The following is a 17,578-nucleotide window of genomic DNA, read 5'->3' on the forward strand; positions in this document are numbered from 1 at the left end:
AATCAAAAGCTTTCGAATTCAGAATCTGAAACATCTGATGGTTTTCCCAAATCCAGATTGATTCCAGAGATGATTTTTTTGCTGGTATTTACGGTTGTTGTTGGCCTCCTAGCAGATACTTTTGGTGCCGCCACTACTGCTTTTCGTTCAGTTTTCACTGGTGTCACTGTTTTAGTCTTGAGTGGTGTAGATGCAGGAGTTGACACTTGTGGTTTTGCGCCTGCATTGGTGACTGATTTCAACTGTTGAATCGACTGACTATCCGTATTGCGTTCCTCTGTTTTGAAGTAGGAAAGCACTTGTGCCATCTGATCTGACAATTTGATCAGTCCTTCGGCATTGTTGGCCAATTCACTGAGATTAGAAGCATTGTTTTGTGCCACATCGTTCAATTTATGTACGGCACTGCTGATTTGCTCTGCACCGTTGTTTTGCTCGATGGTACTATTGGCGATTTCTCTGACCAATTTGGCGGTATTTTCGATCTCAGGTACGACGGTCTCTAGCATATCTGCTGATTCTGTTGCAGTAGCAACGCTGGACACTGATACCTGATCTATCTCATTGGCTGCTAACTGACTGCGTTCTGCCAAGCGACGTATCTCAGCTGCCACCACGGCGAATCCCTTGCCATGTTCTCCTGCTCTTGCTGCTTCTACGGCTGCATTCAAGGCCAAGAGGTTGGTTTGACGAGAGATCTCTCCGATAATCGATATTTTGTCAGTGATGATTTTCATAGACACCACCGTTTTCTTGACAGCATCATTGCTGTCTTTGATGCGCTGTGCACCTCTATTGGCGATCATTTCTGTTTCACGAGCGTTTCTGGTACTCTGCTCTAGGTTGGCTGCTATTTCTTCAATTGACGCGGATATTTCCTCCGCAGAACTCGCCTGTTCTGATCCTCCATCTGCAATGCTATGCGTGGTCTTGTTCATCTCATGACATGCTACGACCATAGATTTGCCGACTCCTTTGAGGGTTCCGATCAGGTTTCTAAAGTTGGTCGTCATCGTACTAAATCGATCAATCAAATCTCCCAATTCGTCATTGCTCACCTTGGTCACTTTGGCTTCCAAATCACCGTTCGCAAAGGTTTTGATGGTATTGAAGGCATGCTTTACAGATTTGGTCACTACTGACACTGTCCACAGAGAGATCAAAAAAGTAAAGATCAACGCTGCGACAATTGTATAAATAATCGTATAACGCATCCCCATTTTGTCTGTCAAAGAATATGCTGCCCAGTCCGTATTCAGTTGATCAACACTGGCGTCAATTTGTGCTGCAGAAGCCAGTAGCTTTTTCCTCAATCCTGAATTGTTGTCAAAACCAATGGCCTTTTCTACTTCATTGATCTCTACGACCAATCCTTTGATTTCATCCCATTCAGTGGTCAAATCTTCTTTGCCATTTGAAGCCACCTCGTCCATCAGCTGTAAAACACGGTTGACATCTCCTATGCTGACAGACTCTGTTTGTCTCTCAAAATAGGTCAATAGACTTGCTATTTCACTCTGCTTATAGTACGCACTGATAGCTGTTAATTTTTGATTCAAAGCACCAACCAAACCATTGTCAGCCGTACTCTTCTTCATGGAGGTCACTGACAACTGTGTCAAATCACTGTCGTACTGCTGTAGTTGCGATTCCATTTGGATCATATCATCGTCCAATCCATATTTCGATATCATTGGATTATTTTTCAACCATTCTACAGCATTGATGATCATTTGATGGTCGCTTTCCAATTGATTCAAAGAAGTGCTACTGCCCGTTTCATAAAATTTTGCAGTATTGATTTCGTGATAAATAAACTCATTTTGCGCACCGATCATTTTCACAGTATTGATAGATATGCCGTGCATCTCTACATCTACCTGATTGAGGCGATCCAGTTTGCCTATCACAGCAAAAAACACCCAAGCTATGATCAATAGCACCGCCAACATCGAAGCAGCGTAGACGATTAATTTGTTTTTGATGGTAAATCTCATATCTGTTAGTTTTTGTTGGTCGACTTCTTTTGGCCTTTGGCAACAGTGTTTTTACCTCCGCTGGCTTGCTCCTTCTCGTTTTCTATCTGTGTCTGAGTGATCGACTCCAATGCAATCACCTCGTTGACAGAGAATATTTGATCCAAATCCAGAATCATGGCATAATTGGCCTCTATAGAAAACATCCCGACTATGAATCGCTCGTATTCGTTGGTTTCAAACTTGGGTGCAGGGCGTACTTCATCCTTGACCAGGTCTATGACTTCCAATACTTCGTCTACCAAAATCCCGACAGCCAGCCTTTGTGCATTGGCGTTGATCTCTACGATGATCACACAAGTATCTATGGTAAATTCTGTAGGTTTCATCCCCAATTTCACTCTGGTATCTACGAGTGGCACCATATGGTTTCGTACATTGATTACACCACTCATGTATTCAGGCGCTTTGGGTATTTTTGAGATTTTGGGTACCTCGATGATTTCTATCACCTTGGTCACATTGACTGCAAAAAACTCCTTGTCCAGTCCAAAACTCAGCACATGCTGCGGTACCTGTGTATCGATTGCTACTGCTCCCATGACTATGCTTGTTTTGATTTTTTAGATTCCATTTCGTTGCTTGTCCCAAAATCATAATCCTCCAGAGAAAATACTTTGTCCAAATTGAGAAGCATGATGAATTTTTTATCCTTTTTGAACATCCCAGAGACATACTCTAGGTCAAACTTGGCATCTATACTGCGTGAACTTTGGATGCTATCCGCTGGTACAGACACTACCTCTTGTACCGCATCCACCAGCGTCCCCACCAGGGTCTTCTCTCCCTCCACCATCATCTCTATCACGATGATACAAGTATCGACCGTAGGCACTATGGGTGACAGCCCAAATTTGACCTTGGTATCAATGAGCGGCAGTATCTTGCCTCTGAGATTTTGTACGCCTGCCATGTGTTTGGGGGCGTTGGGTATCTTGGTGATGTTGGTCATTTCTTGGATCTCGACCACTTTTTTGACTTCTACGCCGAAGGTCTCCCCTTCTAGATCAAAGGTCAAAAAAGTCTTGAGATCGACCATTTCCTTTACTTCATTGTCTAACAGGCTACTCATGATGCTGCTAATTTTAGGTTAGAGTGTTTTTTTGAGATCAAATTGTTGGTATCCAATACGAGCGCGATTTTGCCATCTCCCAATATGGTGGCTCCTGACACGAATTCTTGATTTCTATAATATTTGCCGACGGGCTTTAGCACCGCTTGATACTCTCCCACGATTTCGTCTACACAAAATCCAACCTCACGGTCATGGTCTTTGACCAAAATGATGCTGTTGAGCAGTGGTGCGCTCTCTTCGGGGAGCTGAAATTCTCCTCGCAAGTCTATGTATGGAAACTGCTCATCATCCAATGTCACCACTTGGTTGAAATCATTGACAAATGATGCCCTTTTCAATTCATAACATTTCTCAACACTGGACAGAGGTATGATGTAATCTGTATCATGTACCTTGACCTGTAATCCATCGATCACAGACAATGTCAATGGCAACCCAATGGTAATCGTCGTACCCTCTCCTAGTGAGCTCTCTACTGAAATGTCCCCTCTCAGATCCAGCACGTTCTTTTTGACCACATCCATTCCGACACCTCTGCCAGAGATATCTGTCACATTCTTGGCCATCGAAAACCCAGGGACGAAGATCAAATTGAGCGCTTCTTTGTCAGATAGCACGTCTGTCTTTTTGATCAATCCATTGCTGATCGCCTTTTGCTTGATTTTTTCGATATCGATCCCTTTGCCATCATCTTTGATCTGTACATATACTTTCGCACCAGAATAATATGATTTGAGTAGGATGGTTCCCTTCTCAGGTTTACCTCGCTGTGCACGAATCTCTTGGGTCTCGATACCATGATCTAGGCTGTTGCGGATCAAATGCATCAATGGATCGGCTAGGTTGTCGATGATGGTCTTGTCCAACTCAGTGTCTCCCCCCTCTGTGATGAAATTGACGGCTTTGCCGAGTGTAGCAGAAATATCACGCACCGAACGATGAAATCTCGCAAAGAGGTTTTCGATCTCCAGCAAAGTCATGTCAAACGCCGTGTCTCTCAACTGTCTCGCGATCTTCTCCATGTTGTCGGAGATCGCTTCCAATGTTGGGTCAAAGTTGTTTTTAGCATAAAGAGACAAGGCCGCCTGAGAAGTAATGAGCTCAGATACCTGATTCATCAACTCATCCAGTTTGGTAGCAGCAACCCTGATACTGGATATAGACTCGACTTTGCTGGATTTCACTTCGGGAGTGCTGTCCTCCACTTTTATATTTTCAATTTCCTTGATGATGGATTGTACACGCTCATAGCTGACATCCTCCGAACTGTACATAGCAGGCATGTGCTCAATAAAATTCTGATTTGCCAACAGATTGCCTGCTGCCAGATGTTTTACTTCTTTGATATCCGACTCTTGTGTAAAGATGAAAGTCTCGTTGATATTGGACATAGGCTCGTCAGTCGCCAAAATCACCTGCCAAGAAGTGTAGCATTTGGTCGGATCATATTCACTACTGACATCCAAATCTACTCTGGCATACACCATGGTCTCCCCTATCTCTGTCAACTCCTCGACTAGCAAGAGGGGATTCGAACCATCCTTGAAGAAATTTTCGTTGGGTTTGAAATAAACGTAGTAGGTATGTAGTGCTGACTGGACTTTGCTTTGAGCTGGCTGCTGATCTTGTGTCCATTTGGCAGAATCAATGAGAATTTCATTGATTCGTTGGGTAAGTTCTTGATCATTTTTGAGATCCTTGGCATCCTTGAGTTCTGGAGTCAATATCAATACCTTGACATGATCCATGCACTGCAAGGTGCAATCAATAATCTCCTTGGTCAATGGGATCATGCCCGACCGTACCTTGTCATAGATGCTCTCTAGGTTGTGAATAAAATCCGTCACCTTCTTGGATCCGATCATACCACTACTCCCTTTGAGGGTATGAATAGAACGAAAGAGCGCGGCTATTAGCGACGGGTCTTCGGGAGATTTCTCAGCAGCCAGCAGGCTTTTTTCGATTTTCTCAAAAAGCTCACCAGCTTCTTCCATGAAGATATTTCTTAGTTGAATTAGGTCGTTTGCGTTCATTATTTCCTGATGACTTTTTGTACGATTTTGATTAACCTGTCTTGATCAAAGGGCTTTTCGATCCAGCCAGTCACGCCTTCCTTTTTGGCGACCAACTTCTTCTCCATTTGAGATTCGGTGGTCAGCATGATGATGGGTACATACTTGTATTTTTCATCCTTACGGACTTCTTTGATCAAGCCCAACCCATCCATCTCTGGCATAAATAGGTCTGTGATAATCAGAGAAACACGCTCCTCAATCAAACCGAGCTGTTTGAGTCCATCCAGACCATTGACTCCTTTGTACACGGTGTAGCCCTCGCTACTGAGCGTGACAGATACCAGCTCTCTGATACTTTCTGAGTCGTCTACTATGAGAATACTTCTGTTCATGGTGTTTGGGTTGTAAAGTCTAATCCAGATTTGTCTATCAAATCAGTCAATCCTTGTGGTAGATGATGTTGAATATTCAAATGATTGCCCGCTTCATCTGCCAAAATTTGAAGGTAAAAGAAGAGTTGGATCACGGATAGGTCAATTTCTTCTACGGCAGAGAGTTGAATATTGACACGCGCAAACTGTGTCATGGCCATTTCTGTCTTTTGATATATCTCTGTCACATGCTCTATGGTGAGCATACCTTCGAGTGATATGGTGACCCCATCACCTTCGTTACCAAACGGCTCCAAGAGTATCTTGAGTCCCGCAGATTGCTCTGTGATCATGTCCATATCAGTAGTGGGTGTAGAATTCATAACATAAGTTAGATTGAGAGATGAGCGTATCGCTCATCAATGAGCTGGAAGACATACCCTGAGTCTGGCGGATAGATAGCTTGCACATGTTAGTTTGGTTTTGGTTTCAATTCTGACATAATTTAGAAGTAAAACAAGAGGGAGTCAATCACCCAAATCCGTCAATTTTTTCTAAGTGTTTATGCCTAGATTCTTTTGCAACTAGCTGGAATTAAAAGATCTATGGTATTTATTCAAAAAAATGGCAATTATCTACTTGCTGTTAGGCACTCAATGCAGGCATCTGACTTACCTCGCGTACCACACTGAGCAACAGCTCTGGTTCGAATGGTTTGACGATGTATCCTCCTGCACCCATCTTCTTGACTTTTTCGATGATACGATCTTGACCAACAGCACTGATCATGATGACACGAGCAGAGTTCTTTTCTGTAACCAGTTGTTGTAAAATTTCGATCCCAAACATGTCAGGAAGGATATTGTCGAGGGTAATCAAATCTGGCTTCAATGATCTAGCGAGTTCTAGTGCTTTGGCACCTTCTTCTGCTTCTCCTATTACATCATAACCCGCATCGGTCAGGGCTATTTTGATCAGGGCTCTCATATAAGCAGAGTCATCGACGATTAGAACAGTTTTCATAGGCTTTTGATTGAGTTAAACTTGAGATCAAAGTTAGGTTCAGGCCCTTCTTTCCACAATCCTACATTCTCGCCATTTATTTCTAAGCAAAAAGACCTAGATGCATTCAGGATTGACATTATCTTGCTGCTTTACTCATACTGGATTATCTTTAGCGACCAGCCAGTTTGAAACTCAACAATTCCTATTTAATCACTCACAAACATGACAAGCGTAATACTCGCAGATGATCATAGTGTGGTCCGAAAAGGCCTCAAATTATTGCTCGAAGAATGTGGCACCATCATAGTCGTCGCAGAAGCTAGCTCTGGAGAGCAGGCCCTAGAGTTGGTCAAAGAACACAAGCCAGATGTGTTGGTCACTGACATCTCTATGCCTGGCATGTCGGGGCTGGATCTGATCCCGCTGGTCAAAAAAGCTGCTCCCAAAACACAAATACTGGTACTGTCCACGCACAATGACGAAGAGTACATCCTCGTGTCCTTCGAAGCAGGTGCCTTGGGCTACCTACCCAAAAACACCAAAGCAGAACAACTCATCGCTGCGGTAGAAAAAATAGCAGAGGGCGAACTCTACTACACGCCAGAGGTGGTCGATATACTAGGTGCCTCCCTGATCAAGCGCAGGAGTCCCGGCAAAAGCCTCAAATCCATGCTCACCAAAAGAGAGAAAGAAATACTCAAAGAACTGGTCAACGGCGCGACCAACAAAGAAATCGCTGATCACCTATTCCTCAGCACCAGAACGGTCGATTCTCACCGCCGCAACATCATGAAAAAACTCAACGTCACCAACAGTGCGCAGCTCGTCAAAATGGCAATAGAAAAAAATCTGATTTGAGGGGTGGGGTTTTGCTTCTTTGTTCTTTCATTCAGTTAAATGACCGCCTATATTCCAATGGCGAAAAGCTTGTTTTTGTTTTGAATAACTTACTGAACGACTGTGAGTGTTCAAAGCCTAATGTGTAAGCAATTTCACTCACTGACAAGTTGGTAGTTGACAATTTCTCTTTTGCTTTCTCAATCAATTTTTCGTGGATATGTTGTTGTGTGCTTTGGCCCGTCAAGGTTTTCAACAAACCACTTAAATAGTTGGGCGATACATTTAGTTCTTTAGCAATATTTTGAACAGTAGGTAATCCACTTTCTATCAAACTATCCTGATTGAAATAATCTTTCAGTATTTCTTCCAGACGATTTAATATTTTATGGTTGAATATTTTTCTGGTTATGAATTGACGATGATAAAATCTGTCTGAATAATTGAGTAACACTTCTAGTTGGGCAATGATCAGGGGTTGACTAAACTTGTCAATATTAGAAAGATACTCCTGCCTAATACTTTGAAAAATATTGATAATTGTAGTCTCTTCTTTATCTGAAAGGTGTAAGGCTTCATTGGCCGAGTAACTAAAAAAGTCGTACTGTTTTATGGATTTTGCCAATGGGTTTTGCCATAAAAAATCGGGATGAATGAGCAGCATCCATCCCGAAAGCTTATAATCCCCTTCTGTTTCGACTGAAAAAACCTGTTTGGGAGCGATGAAAAACATGACGCCTTCATCAAAATCGTAGGTTTGCTGACCATATTTGTACTTTACCGTAGAATCAATATTTCTTTTTAACGCAATAGAGTAAAAATCAAATATCCAACTGGTTTGCTCATCAGTTGAAAGATTCCTTACTTCATCCAAATTTATAACACTCATCAATGGGTGTTCTGGTTTAGGTAAGCCTCGGAATCGATGGTATTCGCTAATTGTTTTGATATGATGAGGCGCTATGTTTTTCATAATCTATGGCTATAGTTGATTGTACGCTTCTGCAAAGTCTTGAGCAAAATCTTTCATTTTGACCTTGCCCATCTTCTTGGGTTTATGTTCGTTGTAATGTTCGTACAATAAACCACTGTTTATAGCGGCATACATTTCCATCATACCCTCCGCAATGGCTGGTTGCATGCCCGCAGCTGCCAGACCTTCTCTCATCTGTTCATCCGTTATGGTTACCCATTTCAAATCTGGGTTTCCTATCGCTTCACCTAAAATAGCTGCCAATTCATTGTAAGTAAGTTCATCACTTGTCACATACCGTACTGTTTGGCCAGCAAGTGGTGAGGTAATCTCCTCGGCAATGACGCTAGCAATATCCATGGGTGATACCCACGCATTTACAACCTCATCTCCGATATTAGATGCTATAAAACCATGAGCCTTTGCCGAATGAACCTGCGGCAGCAAATTGTAGTAAAATTCGGTAGGACGAACGTGAGTCATAGCAACATCCGAAGGTAATGCATTGAGTATGCTTTCAACATAAAAAGTGCCCTGAAGTATGCCGTTACCTTCTTTCATATGAGCTCCGATGCTACTTAAGTTAACGACTTTTTTCACTCCACTTTGCGTTATGGCTTGTGCGTAGTTATTCCCCAGGTCTTTATAATAGGCAAGTAAATCAAGATCATGGTCAAAATAGTTTGCCGGTGGCACCATACAAAATACAGCATCCGCACCTGTAAATGCTGAAGTAATAAAATCAACATCTTTTATAGAGCCAATGGCTGCTGTCGCTCCCATAGCTTCAATGTCGTTTTGCCGTTCGGCGTTACTGCTTATCACTGTTACCGAATGTCCTTTTTGTACCAACTCCTGCGTTAGCGGTCTACCTATATGGCCTAATGAACCTGCAAGTGTAATTTTCATCTTTTCTGTTTTTATGTGCTTTGCAAAATTGCTTAACAAAATTCCGCAGAAACAGAAGGACGTTTGTAGTCAAATATATGATTGTTGTAGGCTAATGTAAGGTCTGTTCTTTTTCTTTCATTTAAGAACTAAAACCGCTGTTTTTAAATCTGTTGCAAGCAGTAGATTTTTTTTCAATTAAATGATGCTCTGAATTGCAATGGTGATTGTTGTGTGTTTTTTTTAAACATAGTACTGAATGATTGAGGGTATTCAAACCCTAAATCATAAGCGATTTCCTTTATGCTAAGATTAGTTGTGGAAAGTAGTTCTTTCGCTCTTTCAACTATGGATTCTTGAATATGGGTTTGCGCATTTCTGCCGGTAGTATTTTTTAATAAATCACTCAAATAATTAGGAGAGATATTGAGCTTTTCTGCAAAATAGTTGACTGTGGGAACACCCGACAGTGTAGCATTACTTTTTAAGTACACATCCATTAATTCTTCCATTTTTATGACAATATCATTATTCACAGAACTTCGTGTCAAAAACTGCCTATTATGAAAACGCTTTGCGTAATTCAGAAGCAAGTCAATATGCGACACTATTACATCTTGACTATAATGGTCAATGTTGTTTTTTAGTTCATCTTGCATTTGATGCATTAGGGACATAATGATATGGTCTTCTTTTTCAGAAAGGTGAAGCGCTTCTGCGGTTGAATAGGAGAAAAATCCATAATTATCAATATGCTTTCCTAATTCATAATGTCGTATTAAGTCAGGTTTAAAAACCATCATATATCCTGACACAGGGTCATCTGCAGGATTTGCGACAGAAAAGATTTGACCTGGTTTGGTAAAACTCATTACGCCTTCATCAAAATCATAATGACCTTGTCCGTACCGAAATTTGCCTGAAGCCCCTTTTTTAATCGCTACGCAATAGAAATCATAATAAAAGCTGCTCCATATCTCATTAGAATCGAATTTCAAATGCTCAAAATCAATCACGCTTATTAAAGGATGAATTGGTTTTGGCAAATTGAATAATCTATGAAGTTCAGATATTGATTCAATTTTATATGGAGCAGCTTTTTTCACACTATTCTTTTTCAAAATCAGTAGATAAAGATAAAGCTTTCCATTGTTCCATTTCTTCTTTTTCGTTTTTGCGAACTTGCAAAATGGCATTGTAACTATCAGAACCTAAAGGAAGATGCAAGGGAGGATTTAGCATTTCTGCAAGTTTAAGCACTAGGGCTGCTAATTTTTTAGGATTTCCTAATTGCTTACCATCAAACCCTGTAAACTGTGCTACCTGTTTATCTAAATTATAGGCATCAATTTTATGTTGCGCCACATTGAGTGTGTCCTCATTCATAAAATTTGTACGAAATGTTCCCGGAGCAAGGATAGTTACTTTTACGCCAAAAGGTGCAACTTCTTGAGCCAGCGCTTCTGATAGACCTATAACCGCATATTTTGAAGCGCTATAGCTTCCGTTAGCAGGATAACTCATATAGCCCATCATAGATGCGATATTAATAATGTGCCCCGATTTTTGATTGCGTAGGTGTGGCAGTACATTTCTGATGATATGGGTCATTGCAAAAACATTAACATCCATTGTTTTTCTAAACTCGGCATCACTTATTTCTTCGATATTACCCAATAGGTTATACCCTGCATTATTGACCACAACATCTATTTGTCCAAATTCATCTATGCCTTTTGAAATAGCATTTTTAACCTCTTTTTCATTGGTGATGTCCAATTTAATGGGGAGTAAATTACCCTCGTGATCTTCAATTTTTTCTAAAAGCGTGTCCGTATTTCGAGAAGTTGCAATTACCTTATCTCCATTATCTAAAGCTGCTTTTGTGATTTCAAGTCCCATCCCTTTAGAGGCCCCTGTAATAAACCAAATTTTCTGTGTACTCATATTTTTTTGTTTTATACAAAACTATCGGACACTTAGATGAATAAAGTTTTCAAATCAAGGCTAAACGTATTCAAATTCAATATTATGATTGAGTTTTTGTCTTATTACCGCTAAAGGTCTTGTGTATGAGCAGTAGCGGATTTTGTGCAACTGCTTTTCAAATAACAATATACTTTTACTTAATGGAAAAGCGGTTCAGGTTAACACCCAAACCGCTATTGCTTGTACTCAACGTCACCAACAGTGCTCAGCTCGTCAAAATGGCAATAGAAAAAAATCTGATTTGAGCGGTGGGGTGAGGAATCAATCTTGGACTGGATTCTAGACCAACCATGTGAGAGACACTACTGATCATTGGGAAGCTTTCCGAGCACTCGGACTACAAGTCCTACGATAAGGGTTCGACTTTACAAAAGTCGAACAGCGGGTAGAAAGGTTCATTTTGTTGCCAACGGTTTGTGTATGGTGCGTATCCCGCAGGGTATGCACTATACACCTTGTTAGGCAACGTTTTTTCTTTTTAGTTTAATATCTCCTGTTGTTTCTCGGTCAGTCCAATATTGACCTTCCATTTCATTGACTTTATAGCCTTCAAAAATTAGAAGGGTAGAGCCATAATGAATTTCACTTCTTTCTCTAACACTTGATTTTGGAGTGTTGATATAAGAGTAAATGAGTTGTTCTAATCCACGGTCTTTGTCAATATCAAAAGAAGCTCCAATGCTGTGGCTTCTACTTTCGTTCGTTTTAATTTTCACTTGAACATTAAAAAAGGTCTGGTTGATTTTTATTTCAGTCAGAATTGGGTCAAGTGACTTTTCATTCCAATTTGACTTCAACTCTCCTGTCCATTCACCTGACAGATTTGGAAATGGTACAAGCCAAGGATAAAACATCTTCCATTTCCAAGCCCATTTAATAAACACAGTCCATAGAATCACATTTATTGATATTGTGGTAGATATATGGCTAACCGCTTTATTTAAGTCTATGCTATCCAAATTCTGAGTTGATATGAAAATGATACCATAGGTAAGGAAGACTAGTCCTAAAATTGTAAAAGCAAATACTCGAATGTTATAAGTAACCATAGCCTAATATTCTAAGTGATTCCATAATAATACCATGTAGGAGTTAACATCCTGATAAGTCCATTTTCTCCCAACAAACAAATAGAGTAATTCAGAAACTTCACCCCATTCTTTGCAAGTTTCTTCGTCCTTGGTTTGTTCATATATATAGACTATTGACTCTTTTAATCTTTCTGTCCAAGAATCATTGTCATTCATTATGCGATTTGGAACATTCCAAACAAGACACTCTAAAAGAAAAGAGGTGATATTGTCGCTTACGTTCTCACCATCATCAATCATTTTATAACGGAGCTTTCGGTGCAGTCTGGTAAGTCGTTTAAATCTGCGGTAGGTATTCGAATTTTTGTTTACTCCATTTTCTATATGCTGCTTCGGGTAGTTTACCGTAGCTTTTCCTTTATCTGACCAAAATTTAGCACCTAACACATAACTACCATTTTTTGAATACCTTCTAAAATTCCAAGTAGGTACTACATCTGTTTCGATTCTATTTGTGTTTGCTTTTACGGTTATACATTTATCATTTCTAACTACTTCACTTCTGCCGAATTTATTTACTAATGCTGTTTCTACATCATCTTTAAACTCTGAATAAGAATAGCCGCTTGACTCTATATGAGCAATATTTACATCTTCTTCGGTTACATCAGGGGGTAAGTTGAAATAATAGCCACCTGTGTATCTTACATTTATATCAATATCGCTATTCAATCTAACATTTGTGTTATTCGCATACGAACCTTGACCAAAAGTTTCTGTTGATTTCTTTTTTAGTTTTTCGTCAGAGTTTATGGCGTCTCGAACCATTCGTTCAGAATTTTCAAGTTTTGTCTGTTCTGAATCACTTGGTGGTTTTGTCCAACTTACTAATTGGTCTTCAGTGTACTTTGCCATATTATTAGACTATTATTTCTGTACAATTCTTATTCGGTTTCTTTTTAGCACTTTGCAGTGCTTGATTTACTCTCTCGAGTACTTCCGATTTTAATTCGCCTTGATTATACTCTGTTACTCCGCAACTAACAGTAAAGTTGAAGTTCTTCCCATCAATATTAAATGTTGAATCTGCAATCAGCTTTCGCTTCCTTTCAGCAGCAATTTGAGCGTTGGAAATAGATGTCTTTTTAGCAATTATAAGAAACTCATCACCACGCATGAAATACCTGTAGGTTTCATCAGTTATTCTACTGTCTTTGGTTAAAAGGTTGCCTAATTTTGTAAGAATTTTGTCCGCTACTTCATAGCTATTATCTTCATTGAATTTCTTAAAATCATCTATATCTAATAAAATAAAAGATATTGGTTCGTCATTTGAGTTCCAATTGCTTATTAAGTTGTCTATATCTAACTCCAATGCTTTATAATTTTTTAGCCCTGTTAATTCATCTATTTGACTATCAGCTTGTATCTTTTTAAATCTTTTATTGAATAATAAATATGATGTGGTAAGGCTTATACCAATTAAAACCAAGGAATAAATTAAGATAACCCATAAAGTAATTGATAATTCTAGTTCGAGTTTTTCCTTCGCAATTGGCACGTACTTAAGGACAAGTACTAAAATGAAGGTAATAAACAAATATTTCAGCAAATCATAGAAGACCTTAGAAAGTACATCCTTTTTAAATTTTGAAAATGAATCTTTTAAATATCTCATTGGTTCATTCTAATGTTGCCTAACATTTGAGCATGCGGACAAAAGTTCCGCATACTTGCCTTATATCTTTTTTACAGTGCACTATATTTTTCTACGTAGTGCAATACTCAAAACACTCCGTCCATCTAAATCAGAAGTACCGAATGCCTTGACTTGATCAGCATAGCAAAATACACCCTCTCCCATCATAGCGACAAACTTTTCCCTCTCTAATACCACAAACCACCCAAAAAATACCCAAATATAGGGATGGCGGCAAAGCTGAGGATTGAATAACTTGACCTATATGAAACCAACCAGTTATATACTTCATAGCTATCCCATTGGCTATGTCGCTCCCAGCTACGGGAGCAGATTGTACCTCCTCGCAAAGCCGCTACAAGTCGCAGGAACAGATCGTACCCATACTACAGGCTGCCACAATCTGCAGGAGCAAATCGTACGAGTACGACGGGTCGCTGCAAGCTGCAAGAACACATCGTACCAGTACAAAACGTCGCTACAAGCTGCGACCACAGACCGTAGCAGTACGCAGGGTTGCTGCAAGCTGCAAGGGCAGATCGTAGCATTACCCAAACCTGCTGCTACCATGGCTAGAAAATGAACATACTATTTTTAAATAAATTAATCACATAAACTAACTAAACTATGATCAATGGAATCGCAATCACTAGGTTACGCAACAGCGAGTTTTCCCAACTGAACAGCGACGTATTGGCACTGATCCAGCGCAACGACCCTGCTGCCCTGAAGGTAGAAGAGGCTTACAACCTGCTGAAAACCGAAAATGATGAACTCACCGTCCTACTCAACCCAGACAAAGGCAGCGCCCTAACCGCGCTACTGGAAGCTGCCGATGACCGTCGTGACCATGCCGTCACTGGCATCAATCTGGTGGTGTCGGGTTATATCAACCATTTTGACCAGGCTATCCGTGGGCATGCACTCGCTCTACAGCGCAATCTGGGGCAATATGGCAGTGGGAACCTCGCCAGAGCAAACTACCAGAGTGAGACGGCTGGCATCAGCAGCATGCTAACCGACTGGACTACCAAGCCCGAACTGGCGGCTGCCATCACGGCACTGCACCTAGACGACTGGAAAGAGGAACTGACCCTGGCCAACAAGGAGTTCAACGATCTCTATCTGTCCCGCACCGAGGAGGCCAGCAGCGTGAGTCCTGTCAAGGTACGTGACCTCAGACTGAGTATGGGCGAGCATTACTATGAGTTGCGCGACCTGATCGTCAGCTACCACACCATCCACAAGGGCGCAGCACCCTATGGAGCCACCGTGAGTCAGCTCAATGTCTTGATCGAAAAGTACAACACCCTACTGGCTAGTCGCAAAGGCAAAGCCAGTACTGATCCAGAGACGCCCGTAGCAGCCTAAAGTATCTGAAATATACGGCGAATGACTACCCAGACTGTGGGGTTATTCGCTGTATCGACTTTATTGGACTAATCTCCATTGACTTGCAATGAGCCAATCCCAACTCTCAGGTAAAAGCTCAGTGCTGGTGATAATAAATCACCAAGAATCAAAAAAGAGTTGTAATGGGTGAGATCAAGTAGCTTTATACTACGGCAGCTTTGAAGATCAACCATGCATCAATATCTTGATATAGATACCCTCATCTAAGATAGGACTCATCAGACATCCAGGCGATTGGCTACTTTGACCCACCTGCTGTTGGCAGTCTTGAGGACAATCTTTGCGATAACCTCATCTGCTTCTTGCACGGATACTTTGAGCAAGTCCAATAGGTTGAGAATTTCATCAATATTGATTCCTTCCTCTCGGAGATTTAAATCAATAAGATCAAAGATGGCCAGCATATTGGCCAGAGGTCGGCGAAACTCATGTGCTTGGATAAAAGCAATTTCTTCGAGTTCGCTTTGCTGTTGAATGAAACATCTTTCGTAATGATCCTTTTCATCCTCATCATAGCATTCTCTGCCTTGGGGCGTCAGCACTGTATGCATGATAATGAAATATGATTCCTCGCCGAGGCTCATCCGTGACAACTCCCAATCCGAACCTACCATGGTACAACTGTCTCCTGTTTTGAACCACGCGTGAATTTTGGACATGGGCAAATCCGAAAGAGACAAAAGCTTCAAATCGATTGCCTGTTGGTCTCCAGCAAGGAGCCTCACCGATGAGGCTACTTGTCCCTCAGTGGTAGGCAAAACCTTGGAGCAGGATCGATTGAATTGCATGACACGACAGTTCTCATCCAACGCTATGGCCATGACATGAGTGGAGTGTTCTATCCATTCTGGCCAATATTTGTCGTGATCGGAGTGTTTTCGCCTCATGGCATGGTTGAGTTTTCTGGTTTGGGTCGCTATGTGAAGCTCATCCTGCTGGGTATCAGCACAAGTCGCAACTTTGCTTGTGCAAGTTTAGGACAGTTATCAGTGAGCAACAATAGGCTAGAATACTGAATTTTATTTGCGTACATTCTAGCAGCAACCCAAAAGAATCAATCACTCAACCATTCTGGTGATCTTCAAACCATTGTACTATCGCTGGCATGTTTCTCTCAAATCCCCCAGGAATATAGAAGTTCAACAAGCCCATTTTATGATCTGTACGATTCTCAAAATCATGCAGCATACCAGCAGGGATTCTGACAAAAGCGCCTTTGCCAGCACTGATCCACTCCTCACCAACCAATATCGATGCAGTACCCTCCAATACATAAAAAACTTCATCATTTTCGTCATGCAGATGCGCTCCTGGCCCCTGAGCGTGAGGATCCATCCACCATTCTGATATACTGTATTGAGCGTGCGTTTCAGCTTCATCAGCTTTGAATACCGCCTGCATGCTTCCCATTTGGTATTTTCTACCTTCGTTGGCCTGCAATATGAGGGCCTGTTTGTTTGCTTGATCCATGAGGTGTTGATTGATAATAGGTGACAAGATAAATGGGAATAGCAACTTTTGCACATTGCCAGCTTCGAGTTTTGATCAAATCACCAAGTGACTTCAAATACTTGCTATTCCTATCTATAAGGGTGATGTCTATCGCGCTGTTATTTCACCTTTTCTCCGCAATTGAACATCCATTGCACACCAAACTGATCCGTGCAACTGCCATAGTAATCCCCCCAAAACATATCCTGCAGCTCCATGGTCACTTGACCACCTTTGGCCAGTGCATCAAAAAGTCTCTTGGTTTCAGATCGGGTATCTGGTTGCAGATTGATGTATGAATTGTTGCCAAAATTGACTTGAAATCCCATAGATTCTGGTGCGTCGGTTCCCATCAAATTATGGACCCCTAGTATTTTGAGCTCAATGTGCATGATGAGATTTTTATCTTCTTCGGCCAAGGGTGGCATCCCTTCTTGAGCTGGAACATCTCCAAAACGCATCGGTCCCTCTCCAAAGAATTCTCCTCCAAAAACTGATTTGTAAAAATTGAATGCTTCCTCCGTATTGCGAGGAAAATTGAGATAAGTACTTACACTTGCCATTACTGTTTCGTTTAAAGTTTGATTTATTCTAAATATGATGTCATCTATCATTCATGTATCTCTTATCATCACCTTTCAAAGCAATGACAAAAGATTTCCTCTCCTAAGAGGATACATCAAAAGTAAAATTTAGCATGGAGTAAATCACGCTATTAAAGCGTCATTATACAGGGTCAATTGCGACAAATCCCA

Annotated in this window: 20 protein-coding genes; 3 read left to right on the forward strand and 17 right to left on the reverse strand. The window is 41.0% G+C overall.

The window, feature by feature from the left end; genetic code table 11:
• Window positions 1–2 precede the first annotated feature (2 nt).
• From N6H18_RS17165 to N6H18_RS17195, 7 genes are all read right to left on the reverse strand, one after another.
• Complete coding sequence (locus tag N6H18_RS17165) at window positions 3–1,997, reverse strand: methyl-accepting chemotaxis protein (protein ID WP_262309512.1); 1,995 nt, start codon at window positions 1,995–1,997, stop codon at window positions 3–5.
• Window positions 1,998–2,002: 5 nt separating this feature from the next.
• Window positions 2,003–2,578: a chemotaxis protein CheW gene (locus N6H18_RS17170; RefSeq protein WP_262309513.1), complete on the reverse strand. Its 576-nt coding sequence runs from the start codon at window positions 2,576–2,578 to the stop codon at window positions 2,003–2,005.
• Window positions 2,579–2,580: 2 nt separating this feature from the next.
• Window positions 2,581–3,108 carry a chemotaxis protein CheW gene (locus N6H18_RS17175; RefSeq protein WP_262309514.1) on the reverse strand — a complete coding sequence of 176 codons (528 nt, stop codon included), beginning with the start codon at window positions 3,106–3,108 and terminating at the stop codon, window positions 2,581–2,583.
• Window positions 3,105–5,144: a chemotaxis protein CheA gene (locus tag N6H18_RS17180; protein ID WP_262309515.1), complete on the reverse strand. Its 2,040-nt coding sequence runs from the start codon at window positions 5,142–5,144 to the stop codon at window positions 3,105–3,107. Before N6H18_RS17180 ends, N6H18_RS17175 begins: the two co-directional genes overlap by 4 nt.
• Entirely contained in the window at window positions 5,144–5,518 is a 375-nt protein-coding gene (locus N6H18_RS17185; protein WP_262309516.1) for a response regulator, read from the reverse strand. The genes N6H18_RS17180 and N6H18_RS17185 overlap by 1 nt, the downstream gene beginning before the upstream one ends.
• Complete coding sequence (locus tag N6H18_RS17190) at window positions 5,515–5,880, reverse strand: STAS domain-containing protein (protein WP_262309517.1); 366 nt, start codon at window positions 5,878–5,880, stop codon at window positions 5,515–5,517. The genes N6H18_RS17185 and N6H18_RS17190 overlap by 4 nt, the downstream gene beginning before the upstream one ends.
• A 262-nt stretch (window positions 5,881–6,142) precedes the next feature.
• Window positions 6,143–6,520: a response regulator gene (locus N6H18_RS17195; RefSeq protein ID WP_262309518.1), complete on the reverse strand. Its 378-nt coding sequence runs from the start codon at window positions 6,518–6,520 to the stop codon at window positions 6,143–6,145.
• A gap of 204 nt (window positions 6,521–6,724) precedes the next feature.
• Between N6H18_RS17195 and N6H18_RS17200 the strand changes: the two genes are divergently transcribed.
• Window positions 6,725–7,360 carry a response regulator transcription factor gene (locus N6H18_RS17200; RefSeq protein WP_262309519.1) on the forward strand — a complete coding sequence of 212 codons (636 nt, stop codon included), beginning with the start codon at window positions 6,725–6,727 and terminating at the stop codon, window positions 7,358–7,360.
• Between the two features lie 31 nt (window positions 7,361–7,391).
• Here the strand turns inward: N6H18_RS17200 and N6H18_RS17205 are convergent, their stop codons facing one another.
• From N6H18_RS17205 to N6H18_RS17235, 7 genes are all read right to left on the reverse strand, one after another.
• A complete protein-coding gene (locus tag N6H18_RS17205; RefSeq protein ID WP_262309520.1) occupies window positions 7,392–8,312 on the reverse strand; it encodes a helix-turn-helix domain-containing protein in 921 nt (306 codons plus the stop codon).
• Between the two features lie 9 nt (window positions 8,313–8,321).
• Complete coding sequence (locus N6H18_RS17210; RefSeq protein ID WP_262309521.1) at window positions 8,322–9,221, reverse strand: NAD(P)H-binding protein; 900 nt, start codon at window positions 9,219–9,221, stop codon at window positions 8,322–8,324.
• Window positions 9,222–9,394: 173 nt separating this feature from the next.
• Entirely contained in the window at window positions 9,395–10,321 is a 927-nt protein-coding gene (locus N6H18_RS17215; protein WP_262309522.1) for a helix-turn-helix domain-containing protein, read from the reverse strand.
• Complete coding sequence (locus tag N6H18_RS17220; protein ID WP_262309523.1) at window positions 10,308–11,147, reverse strand: SDR family NAD(P)-dependent oxidoreductase; 840 nt, start codon at window positions 11,145–11,147, stop codon at window positions 10,308–10,310. Before N6H18_RS17220 ends, N6H18_RS17215 begins: the two co-directional genes overlap by 14 nt.
• A 500-nt stretch (window positions 11,148–11,647) precedes the next feature.
• Window positions 11,648–12,238 (reverse strand): Cap15 family cyclic dinucleotide receptor domain-containing protein, encoded by a 591-nt coding sequence (locus N6H18_RS17225; protein WP_262309524.1) that lies wholly within the window; start codon window positions 12,236–12,238, stop codon window positions 11,648–11,650.
• Window positions 12,239–12,241: 3 nt separating this feature from the next.
• Window positions 12,242–13,135: a nucleotidyltransferase domain-containing protein gene (locus N6H18_RS17230; RefSeq protein WP_262309525.1), complete on the reverse strand. Its 894-nt coding sequence runs from the start codon at window positions 13,133–13,135 to the stop codon at window positions 12,242–12,244.
• Window positions 13,136–13,139: 4 nt separating this feature from the next.
• Window positions 13,140–13,898, reverse strand: coding sequence for a GGDEF domain-containing protein (locus tag N6H18_RS17235; RefSeq protein ID WP_262309526.1), 759 nt, complete (start codon window positions 13,896–13,898; stop codon window positions 13,140–13,142).
• Window positions 13,899–14,184: 286 nt separating this feature from the next.
• Between N6H18_RS17235 and N6H18_RS17240 the strand changes: the two genes are divergently transcribed.
• The gene (locus tag N6H18_RS17240; protein WP_262309527.1) at window positions 14,185–14,502 is read left to right on the forward strand and encodes a hypothetical protein; all 318 of its coding nucleotides are present in this window, start codon (window positions 14,185–14,187) and stop codon (window positions 14,500–14,502) included.
• Window positions 14,503–14,546: 44 nt separating this feature from the next.
• Complete coding sequence (locus N6H18_RS17245) at window positions 14,547–15,290, forward strand: DUF6261 family protein (protein WP_262309528.1); 744 nt, start codon at window positions 14,547–14,549, stop codon at window positions 15,288–15,290.
• A 260-nt stretch (window positions 15,291–15,550) separates the two neighbouring features.
• Here the strand turns inward: N6H18_RS17245 and N6H18_RS17250 are convergent, their stop codons facing one another.
• From N6H18_RS17250 to N6H18_RS17260, 3 genes are all read right to left on the reverse strand, one after another.
• Window positions 15,551–16,219, reverse strand: coding sequence for a hypothetical protein (locus tag N6H18_RS17250; RefSeq protein ID WP_262309529.1), 669 nt, complete (start codon window positions 16,217–16,219; stop codon window positions 15,551–15,553).
• A 175-nt stretch (window positions 16,220–16,394) separates the two neighbouring features.
• Window positions 16,395–16,802, reverse strand: a complete 408-nt coding sequence (locus tag N6H18_RS17255) for a cupin domain-containing protein (protein ID WP_262309530.1) — start codon at window positions 16,800–16,802, stop codon at window positions 16,395–16,397.
• A gap of 140 nt (window positions 16,803–16,942) precedes the next feature.
• Window positions 16,943–17,386 carry a VOC family protein gene (locus N6H18_RS17260; protein WP_262309531.1) on the reverse strand — a complete coding sequence of 148 codons (444 nt, stop codon included), beginning with the start codon at window positions 17,384–17,386 and terminating at the stop codon, window positions 16,943–16,945.
• Window positions 17,387–17,578 lie beyond the last annotated feature (192 nt).

This window comes from Reichenbachiella agarivorans (assembly GCF_025502585.1).
Lineage (GTDB): Bacteria > Bacteroidota > Bacteroidia > Cytophagales > Cyclobacteriaceae > Reichenbachiella > Reichenbachiella agarivorans.